This window comes from Haematomicrobium sanguinis DSM 21259 (genome assembly GCF_000688395.1).
Lineage (GTDB): Bacteria > Actinomycetota > Actinomycetes > Actinomycetales > Micrococcaceae > Haematomicrobium > Haematomicrobium sanguinis.
The window spans coordinates 348,618-358,125 of the sequence record NZ_JIAG01000001.1; the positions used below are offsets into that span (position 1 = coordinate 348,618).

Sequence of the window (9,508 nt, forward strand, 5' to 3'; positions counted from 1 at the left end):
GCTCTCATCACACCAAATAGTGCCGCCACGAACTTGGCGCTACGAGGGACTCGGAAAGGGACCCGCTCTAAAACCGACCGACAAATCCGCGCTACAGTCAGGCATATGGCCAAGCGCGCGATCATTCTCGGAGGAACCGGCGCGATTGGCGGCGCCACGGCAGAGCGCTTAGCGAGAGCCGGCTGGACTGTGGATGTCACGGGTCGCAACCCGGGGGCAATGCCAGCTGAGCTCAGCAACCTTGGCGTCACCTTTCGCCGACTGGACTGGCCCGAACGGATTCACAGCGCTGACCCCAGTTTCAGTAGAGGCTCCGGTCACGGCACACCCACCGGCCAGAGCACAGGCGCCGAATTGCGCAACCTCGTCGGTAGCGGAGCGGACTTGATCGTCGATACGCTCGCGTTTTCCGTCTCCCATCTGCGCACTCTCTTGCCCGTCTTAAGCGATGTCGACGCGGCCGCCGTCATTTCCGCCCGCGCGGTGTACGCCGACAAACATGGCCATCACCTCAATAGCGAGATTCCTGGGCACTTCCCGCACCCGGTTCGCGAAGACCACGATCGAGTCGCCGCAGACCGCACCGCCAACCCCTTCACCCGCGAAGGGTATGCGCGCGCCCGGGCCGCTGTCGAAGACGAAATCCTCGGCACAGACCTGCCCATCACCCTCATTCGCCCATCCAAGGTCTATGGGAAGTGGGCCCGCAATCCGCGCACCCGTTACTTCGTCGACCGCATGAGCCACAACATCGACCACATCAGAATTCCGGGCCTGGATCTGCACGCCGACCAGCTCACCGCCGCCGCGAACATTGCCCAACTGATCGACGCCTTGGTCAACTCGAGCGGCAGCCATCAAGGGCACCCGCACCGGCCTCACAAACCCCGCGTCCTCAACTGCGCCGATCCCAGCATCCCCACCATGCGCGAACTTGCTCACGCCATCGCCGCCGTCCTCGACTGGAACGGCCAGATCCTCGCCGCTGAAGACGAATCCCCCGAAAACGCGCCCGAGCCAAACCCGTTCCTCGCCCGGACTCCCCTGCACCTCGACCTCACCCGCGCCACCGCGGCCGGCTACGAACCCGTGGGCACCACCCTTGACCTCATTGGCCTCGAGGCCCGCTGGCTCCGCGACCAACAACGCGCCTAAGTCTCGGCACAGCCCCGCCCCAGCCTACCGCAGCGCTAGCCCATCTTCGCCAGCGGGAACGGCAACGTCTCGCGAATGGTCCGCCCAGTCAAGAGCATGATCACCCGGTCCACGCCCACGCCCAGGCCCCCGGTCGGCGGCATCGCGTATTCAAGCGCTGTCAAGAAGTCCTCATCCAACTCCATCGCCTCCGGGTCTCCGGCCGCGGCCATCATCGACTGCTCGGTCAACCGCCGCCGTTGCTCGATCGGGTCGGTCAATTCGGAGTACGCCGTGCCAAGTTCCATCCCGAACGCCACCAAATCCCAGCGCTCGGTAACCCCGGAAACGGATCGATGCGAGCGCGTCAGCGGCGACACCGACAGTGGAAAATCCTTATAAAACGTCGGCGCCACGGTTTGCCCCTCGACCAGCCGCTCGTACATTTCCAGTACCACTTCGCCCGCGTTCCAGTCCCGCTGGTACGGCACGCCCGCACGATCGCACAGCGTAAACAATTCCGCCAGCTCGGTCGACGCGCTCACCTCGGTCCCGAGCGCCTCCGAAACCGCTTCATGCAGGGTCTTGACCGGCCATTCACCGGAAATATCGACACGCTCTTGGACCCCGTCCGCGCCAATCCGCACCGCAACGGCTTCGCCATGCACCGCGATCGCAGCTTGCTGAATGAGCTCCCGGCACAGCCGCAGCATCGTGTCATAGTCGCCGTGCGCCTCATACGCCTCCAGCATCGTGAACTCGGGATTGTGCTTGTAGCTCACGCCCTCGTTGCGGAACGTCCGCCCCAACTCAAACACCCGATCCATCCCGCCGACCGCGAGCCGCTTCAAATACAACTCGGGCGCGATCCGCAAATACATGTCGAGGTTGTACGCGTTCATGTGCGTGGTGAACGGGCGCGCATTCGCCCCGCCGTGCACCTGTTGCAGGATCGGCGTCTCCACCTCGAGGAATCCGCGCTCGGCCAGCGTGGTCCGGAACGAGTGCACAATTTTCGAGCGCGCAACCAGATCCGCGCGGCTCGCCTCGTTGGTCGCGAGGTCGAGGTAACGCTGGCGCACCTTCGCCTCCGGGTTCACCAGGCCGAGCCACTTGTTCGGCATCGGGTGCAGCGCTTTGCCGAGCATCCGCCACCGATGTACGACGACGCCCCTCACCCCCGCGCGCGAGTCACCTATCACCCCGCTCACCTCGAGCAAATCCCCGAGGTCCAGGTATTTTTGCAGCCGCGCCAAATCCTCGGCGCTCTCCCGTTCGGCGACGATTTGCACATCGCCGGTGAAGTCCCGCAGGTTCGCGAAGAGCACGCCGCCGTGATCGCGCTTGAGCAAGACGCGTCCCGCAATCGACACCTCGCTCCCCGTCGCCAGGCCGGCAAGCTGTGCGATCGTGTGCGAGGGCGGCGTGGCAATCGGGTACGGATCGATGCCTTCGGCGCGCATCGCCTCGACCTTATCTATGCGTTGCTGAGTACTCCAGGGCACCCTGCGCACCGAGGTTTCTTCCCGCTCCGTCGCCACCGCCTCACGCACCGGTACCATTGCCGCTTCCACCTCGGCACCGACGCGCTGCTGGTCAACCGTCTCCACCGCACCGCGCCGGCGCCCAATGAACCCTTCGGCGAGACCGGCCGCGAAGCTCGTGCGCGGCAGCGTCGAGGAATCGGAGTAACACAGGAACCGCGGCCGCCATTCGGGATGGTACTTCGCGTTGGAGCGGTAGAGCGACTCCAGCTGGAACCAGCGTGAGAAGAACAGCAAGAGTTTGCGCCACAACCGCAACACCGGACCCGCACCGATGCGCGCGCCCTCTTCAAAGGCGGCCCGGAACATGGCGAAGTTCAGCGACACCTGGCGCACACCGAAGTCCCCGGCGTTCTCCATCAGCCCCGCAACCACGAACTCGTTACCCCCATTCGGCGCGTTCGGATCCCGGCGCATCAGGTCCAGCGAGACCCCGTTGGTGCCCCATGGCGCAAAGGACATCATGCACACCGGTTGCCCGTCCTCGCCCACCGCCTCAACGAGCAGGCAGTCGCCGTCGGCCGGGTCGCCCAGCCGCCCGGAGGCCATCGAGAAGCCGCGTTCCTCACCGCCGACGCGCCAGCCCTCCATGAGCGTGCGGTACCCATCCCACTCGGTCGCATCAATGTCCCGGTGCCGCCGAATCCGCAGGGAAACCCCTGATTTCTCCGCACGTTTCACGGCGGCACGCACCGGTTTCAACTCCGGGGAGGTGAGCCGGAAAGAATCGGGGCGCAAAATGGCCTCGTCCCCGAGCGCGAGAGCGCTCATCCCCCGAGCCACGTACGCGGCTGCACCTTCTTCGCTCGCGCCGAGCACCGCCGTCGTCCATCCGTATTCGCGCGCATGCGCCTGCCACGCGGCAATGGCCGCATCCCAATTTCGCCGCGGGCCAATCGGGTCGCCGCTGGCCAGGCAGGTGCCGACTTCCACCCGATAGGTGATCGCGGCCCCGCCATCCGGTGCGAAGACCGCGGACTTGTCCCGCCGGGTGGCAAAGTAGTCGAGCGAATCGCTGTGCCGTTGGCGCAGCAACAGCTCGCGGATGCGGATTTCCTCCTCCGGCGTCAGGGAGGATTTTAGGCTTTGCGAGCGGAAGAGAATGTAGGCAACGAATGCGATTAAGAGGGCGGTCAGGATGTTCATGACCGAGGGTTCGAGGAGGCCGGTATCCGGGCCCATGTAGTTTTCCGCGGTCACGTCGGTCGTGTCGAAAACGCCGCCGGTGGATTGGTGGAAGGCGATGAGCCAGCGGTCGTTTTCCGGGACGCCATTGTTAGTGATCTGCAGCAGACCCCACCCGATCAGCATGTTGAGGCCGATGCCCAGCACCAATGTCAGCACCGCCAGGCCAAACGCCCCACGCCGCACCTTCGCGCGGAAGACCGGGTACGCCAAGATCAACGCAATGATCGCAAGCACCGGCACCACAAACGGCCACACTCCGCCGAGCGACCACCCCTGCTCGGTTTCGGGGAGAGCGTTGATATCTTCCATGAAAAGCCAGAGGAATAGCATCGCGGCTATGTTGGCGAGGACCACCAGAATCCAGTACGCCAGGGAAAGCCACCACACCAGCCGTTTGCGCGAGGCCAGCGCGCGGGAAGCCACAATCAGGATTAGCCCCCAACCCAGGCTGTAATTGTTAAGCCCAATGGTATTGAGCGTGAGGAGCATCCAGTCCGGCACGTTCTCAATAGGAATCAGACCGAGCACCACATCGATCAGGCCAAAAACGAGGACCGCGGAGGCGAGGAAGGAGGCGATCTTCTCTCGCCAGCGGGCAGGCGGATTCGCGATCTGGTGTTCGGAGTCATGCAGGCTCGGCTCCCGGCGCCCAGCAGAATCCTGCCGCCCCGCATCCAACGCCTCGACACCGCGCTCCCCGCCGCTAGACTTTCGCAACTCCGCGCTCACGATTCCCCGTCCTCTTGTTTCTTGTTGTGCCAGTGTACGTTCCGGCTATGACACCGAGAAGCGTTGCATGAGCCAACCTAAGTTTTGTTCCAGTCCGGGCTTCCACACATCCCAACTGTGCGCGCCGGGGAGCACCTGGTAGCTCACGTTCAGCCCGGCCGCTTGCGCCGCCCGCGTGATTTGCAGTCCTTGGGTGGTGTAGGGCTCGTCCCGATTCCCGACCACTACTATCCCGGCAAACCCCGGCGGGTACTGCGTCGTCGCGAAGAGGGTCAGCGGATCCTGCGCGCGATAGGCCCCGGCATCCCCTCCGAAATACGTATTAATAAGGGAGTCCTGCCCCTCGGGCACCGATTGCATGGGCTCACCCGAGAGTTCAATGAAGGATTGGTACGCGTCCGGCCGTTTGGCCGCCGCCTGCAAGGCACACGTCCCGCCAAAAGACAGCCCGGCGATGGCACGTTGCGCGGACGAGCGCCCCACCCCGAACGTTTGCGTCACCCACGCGGGCACATCCTGGGTCAGGTAGGTGAGCGCGTTGCCCTTGGAACTGTCCATGCACAGCGGATTCGGGTTCAGCCCGGGCGCGGTGAGATCCGGCATCACCACGAGCGGCGCAATGCCCTTGTTCGCCGCAGCAAACCTGTCCATCATCGCGGCCACCTGCCCGGAACGCAGCCAATCCGAGGCGCCTCCCGGCAGGCCGTGCACCAATACCAGCACCGGCACGTTTGCGGGCGCGGTGTCTAAAAATGCGGGCGGCAGATACACATAGGCGTTGCCGCTTGGCAGCTTAGAGACAGTCCCCGGAATCTTCACCTGCACCACGCGCCCCTTCGCGGGCATTGCCGGGCTAGGCGTCCACGCGGCGAGCGTCACCGGCGGGGTGCCCGGCGGCACCATTCGTTGCGGCATCGCGTCCAGGTTTTCGACTTGCACGCCGTTATCGCCCCACAGCGTGCCCACCGTGGGGAAGAGCGCGAACGTCACGTTTACTTGTGTCAGAGCAAGAAGCACGACGGCGATGAGCGCACCTACCGTGGTGGCCCGGGGAATGCGCCGCCTGCGGCGGCGCCACTGCACGATGGAGGCACCGATTGCGAAGAATGCGGCGATAACGGCAAGCCACACCGGGATCGGCACCATTGGCGGAACGATGTTCAGCAACGGGCCGAGGATGAGGTACAGCGCCCCAACTACAAGGGCCGACGCAATAAGAAGGATGGCGTACGCGCGGGAAAGCGTCCGCTTGTCTGCCACCGCCAGCCAACCGAGTCCCAGGACCGCAAGCGCGGCGGTCACCCACGGGAAGGGCCCGTCGATGAGGGAGAGTTGGGACATCGCTCGGGGTCGCTTTCACAGGTCAGGTGGTTAGGCGCGGTCCTGCCTCGAAGCGGTGTGCCCAGGCAGGAACCCGAGTCTTTTGTAGCATGCGCACTGGCCCGGTTCCTGAGAATCCCGGGAGAGATTTCTACGCGCACAATTCATGCCGTCTTCCGTATTGGAAAGCACGGGATCGTGAACAGCAGGAAAAATCGAGGTACCTCCGGGCGCGGCGTGCGCTCTTATTTCAAATCTGGGACCGAGGAGATGTACAAAAGTTCGGGGTATTCGATGTGACAAATGCGCTCCGCGCTTTCCTGACCTTATTCGATCGATTCCTCGTATCTATCCTGCCCGCTCCCGAAACTTTGGTGAGGACATTTCAGGCAAGTGAGCTGTGAAACGTAAGGTTTCGCCGTCGTAAATCACTTAAATACCCGGCGCGTGCCGCGTTACGCTCCTTGCGCTGCATGGTGCTGTGAGGATCGCTCTAGTCGCTGGAGCGTATGCCCGGTCGTCAGGGCAGGATGCGGAGCTGGTTCGGTAGACTCTGGGCTGTATTGCCTCTATCCGCCTATCGAGAGACATGACTTCATGACCATTGTTATTTTTGCGATCATCGCTGCACTCGCCTGCGTGGCTGCCCTCGTGAGTTACGGGGTGTGGAAAACCTCCGACAACGTTGTCGGGGCGGGGACGCGTATCGCGATCATGTTGCTGGTTTCGCAAGTATTCCTGGCCCTCCAAGCCCCGCTCTTGGCCGCGGCTGACGGGGTGGCGACCAACCGGTTTGTCGGCGTCGGTATGGTGTTGCCGCCGATTCTGGTTTTTGCCGGATTCTTCACCCTCGTGATGCACCTTTCGTTCAAAACCAACGAGTCCGCGCCGGTGCGTGCCATGATGTCAAAGCCATTCCTCGGCGCAGTTGTGCTGTATATCTTGGCGCTCGTAGTGGTCATCTCGATGGCTGTAGTGCCTTCGGCCAGCCGCGATCCCCAAATGGTCAACGGGCTGGGCATTGCCATCAATATTCTGATGTTCTTGCCCGCGGTGCTGGTGACTTTCCTGCTGGGCCCGACCGCGCTCAAGAGCTTCAAGATTGCTCGCGATGGCCGCCGGTTGCCGCTTGCGTTGGTGATTGTCGCGTTGGGACTAGGTGTCCTCGCGTTTATTGTTGCGGTGCTTGAAGTATTTGTGGGGCTTCCGCCATCGATCAAGTATGTGGTGCAGGCGCTGTCCATCGTCGCGCTGTGCGGTTACCTGATTACCGAGCGCAAGCAGGATGCCACCGAATATCCTCCCGGCAGTGATGTCCCGGGCACCGAAGCCATTGGCGTGGGCGAAGAACCCGACGAGGCTGCGCAATGACAACCGGGGAAGCCGCAACCGAGGCAGAATATCAGGGCGAATGGGCGCTCATTTTGCCGCAGAGCTGGTGGCAATTCCCGGTACACCCCTTGGCAGCGCGGGAGAAGGCGAAGGTTCGCCAACAGATCGTGTCCATTCTGCGCTCACAGATCACCGACATTGAAAAGCACGCGCAAATGTTCGCCGTGGTTAAGGGCGAGACGGTCGGCGCGCTGATGCCTGCAAGCCTGGTAGTCAGCAGTTACCCGGTCGGCTCGTTCTTGCAAAGCGTGCTCTCGCCACTGCTCTCGGTGACTGAGACCATTGCGGACTTCGTCAAGTCCGGTGTCATCGACCCGATGGCACAGTTCTTCGGCCCGAAAGCACCACCCCAACCTCAACCGGCAGGAAACTAATCACCCCCATGTTCGGACTCGGCAAAAAACAACCCACACGACCAGAACCTGTGAAACCCGACGACTGGGACCAACGCCTCCCCGCAGAAAAAACTCGAAAAACATACCAAATTAGCGGCGCGTTTTATAACGCTGCTGATTCGAAAAACTATCCGTCGTTAGAAGCCTGGTCTAAGGACGTGGGGCAACAAGCTATCAACGAGTTCTGGCAGGATGAGGGACCAGTTTCCCAGCAAGAGTTCCTCGCACAGATCAACGGATGGGCATACGCATGGAAAGAGTCTACGTTTCCCAATTTTTACGTCCATTTGGAGGCTCCGGATTGGGGTGTCACCGCCATCCTGACGCTCATGTCACTGGATGCCCCTATCTATGCACCCGCTGACTACCTTGCGGATTTGAACGCCGATGCCGCCTTGCAACGCCGATTGCTATCACCGATCGATTTCGAGACGTTCACTGTACCCGCAGGGCCCGCAGCACGTGCGAGCTACCAGGTCCATGACTTCTTCAACGGCGCAAACACCACCGTCTACCGGGAAAACATTCTCGTATTCACCCCCATCACCCGTGAACCCTACGAAATCTCCGCCGCCGCAGCGGACCCGACCATGGTCCCCTTCATCAAAGACCAAACCCGCCTAATCGCCGACACGATTGAGGTGTATGTCCCGGAGTAAACCATGTGGGCGAGCACTACCAGGTGGGCCGGTTTGCCCAACTAATTGCTTTGCGGCGAGTCGATCACCAGCACTCACCTCAACGAGGTGCCAGGCTGATTAAGGTTGGGCACCGAAAAGTGTCATCGCCGGAGCACCCCAACACCATGCCGCCGCACCCCACACCAGGTGTGGGGAGCGCCGTCGAACTTCGTTACTTGGCAGGGGTACGGTACGTCTTTCGCGGGGTTTCGAGAAGATGTGGCGGGAAGCAGCGCGTTCTGCTCGTGAGTCGGTGGCCGCGGTCAAGGACGCTGCTGGGTTGTGGAAGCCGGAAGGGTTTATGGCAGTGTGGAAGAACCTATTCACCGGCCAACCCGGGTTCTTCAAAGGCCTGGTCGCAATGACGCAAGGGTTATCGAACATGTCGATGCGCCTCACCGGTGGCGGGCAGATCCTGGTGGTGCTCGTGGGCGGGAAAGCCATATCTATTGGTGTGGTGGACTTTATTAAGTCCTCGATTGTTGACCCGGCCCGGCAACTCATCCCCACCCCACAACCCGCAACACCCGGTGACGAATCCTAACGAGAGTGATTGATGTTCGGCCTTTTCAAGAAAAACACCCCAGAACGCCCCGAAAACTGGAACCAACGCAAAAAGCCATTAGATACTCGTTTGCTCTTCGACATCCGGGTCGCATGGCGGGATGCGTCTGAAGCAGCGAACTTCCCGTCGATTGAGCAGTGGTCACAACAGGTAGGACAAGCCGCGATCGACGAGTACTGGGAAGATGACGGGGCTACCGTCACACAGGAACAGTTCCTCGCTCAAGTCAACGCCTGGGCGTATGTGGCACGCGATTTCGGAGACGGGGCGTTTTACATCATGGCTGGGGTTCCTGAAGTTGGCGTGAATTCTGTGATGACGGTGCGGTACCTGAACGAGGATGTCTTTAAACCAGAGGATTATCACGAGTACTTGAAATCTGCGCGTGATATTCAATCAAACCTGGTGACCCCGATCGAGTTCGAAACCCTCGAAGTCCCCGCCGGTCCGGCCGCGCATTCAAGCTACCAGTTGACAGACTTCTTCAACGGGGTTGACACCCTGGTTTACCGGGACAATTACCTGATCTTCCCACCCAACGTGAACGCTGCCGTGGAAATA

The 9,508-nt window shown here is 61.7% G+C and carries 8 protein-coding genes; 6 read left to right on the forward strand and 2 right to left on the reverse strand.

Annotated elements, in window-relative coordinates; translation table 11 throughout:
• Nucleotides 1–105 precede the first annotated feature (105 nt).
• Nucleotides 106–1,155 carry a Rossmann-fold NAD(P)-binding domain-containing protein gene (locus O148_RS0101650; RefSeq protein WP_035744233.1) on the forward strand — a complete coding sequence of 350 codons (1,050 nt, stop codon included), beginning with the start codon at nucleotides 106–108 and terminating at the stop codon, nucleotides 1,153–1,155.
• A 35-nt stretch (nucleotides 1,156–1,190) separates the two neighbouring features.
• On the opposite strand, the gene lysX is transcribed toward O148_RS0101650, so the two are convergent.
• Both lysX and O148_RS0101660 read right to left on the reverse strand, forming a co-directional pair.
• The gene (lysX, locus tag O148_RS14145) at nucleotides 1,191–4,595 is read right to left on the reverse strand and encodes a bifunctional lysylphosphatidylglycerol synthetase/lysine--tRNA ligase LysX (RefSeq protein ID WP_051619684.1); all 3,405 of its coding nucleotides are present in this window, start codon (nucleotides 4,593–4,595) and stop codon (nucleotides 1,191–1,193) included.
• Between the two features lie 45 nt (nucleotides 4,596–4,640).
• Complete coding sequence (locus tag O148_RS0101660; protein WP_026529537.1) at nucleotides 4,641–5,936, reverse strand: alpha/beta hydrolase; 1,296 nt, start codon at nucleotides 5,934–5,936, stop codon at nucleotides 4,641–4,643.
• A 576-nt stretch (nucleotides 5,937–6,512) separates the two neighbouring features.
• Here O148_RS0101660 and O148_RS0101665 point away from each other — a divergent pair.
• The 5 genes from O148_RS0101665 to O148_RS0101685 form a co-directional block, all read left to right on the forward strand.
• The gene (locus tag O148_RS0101665) at nucleotides 6,513–7,286 is read left to right on the forward strand and encodes a zinc-binding metallopeptidase family protein (protein ID WP_026529538.1); all 774 of its coding nucleotides are present in this window, start codon (nucleotides 6,513–6,515) and stop codon (nucleotides 7,284–7,286) included.
• Entirely contained in the window at nucleotides 7,283–7,681 is a 399-nt protein-coding gene (locus tag O148_RS0101670) for a hypothetical protein (RefSeq protein WP_026529539.1), read from the forward strand. The genes O148_RS0101665 and O148_RS0101670 overlap by 4 nt, the downstream gene beginning before the upstream one ends.
• Before the next feature lie 8 nt (nucleotides 7,682–7,689).
• Nucleotides 7,690–8,361, forward strand: coding sequence for a hypothetical protein (locus tag O148_RS16850; RefSeq protein ID WP_026529540.1), 672 nt, complete (start codon nucleotides 7,690–7,692; stop codon nucleotides 8,359–8,361).
• 238 nt (nucleotides 8,362–8,599) lie between these two features.
• Entirely contained in the window at nucleotides 8,600–8,926 is a 327-nt protein-coding gene (locus O148_RS0101680) for a hypothetical protein (RefSeq protein WP_157374451.1), read from the forward strand.
• A gap of 12 nt (nucleotides 8,927–8,938) precedes the next feature.
• Nucleotides 8,939–9,508, forward strand: a 570-nt coding sequence (locus tag O148_RS0101685) for a hypothetical protein (RefSeq protein ID WP_026529542.1), incomplete at its 3' end; no start/stop codon positions are given.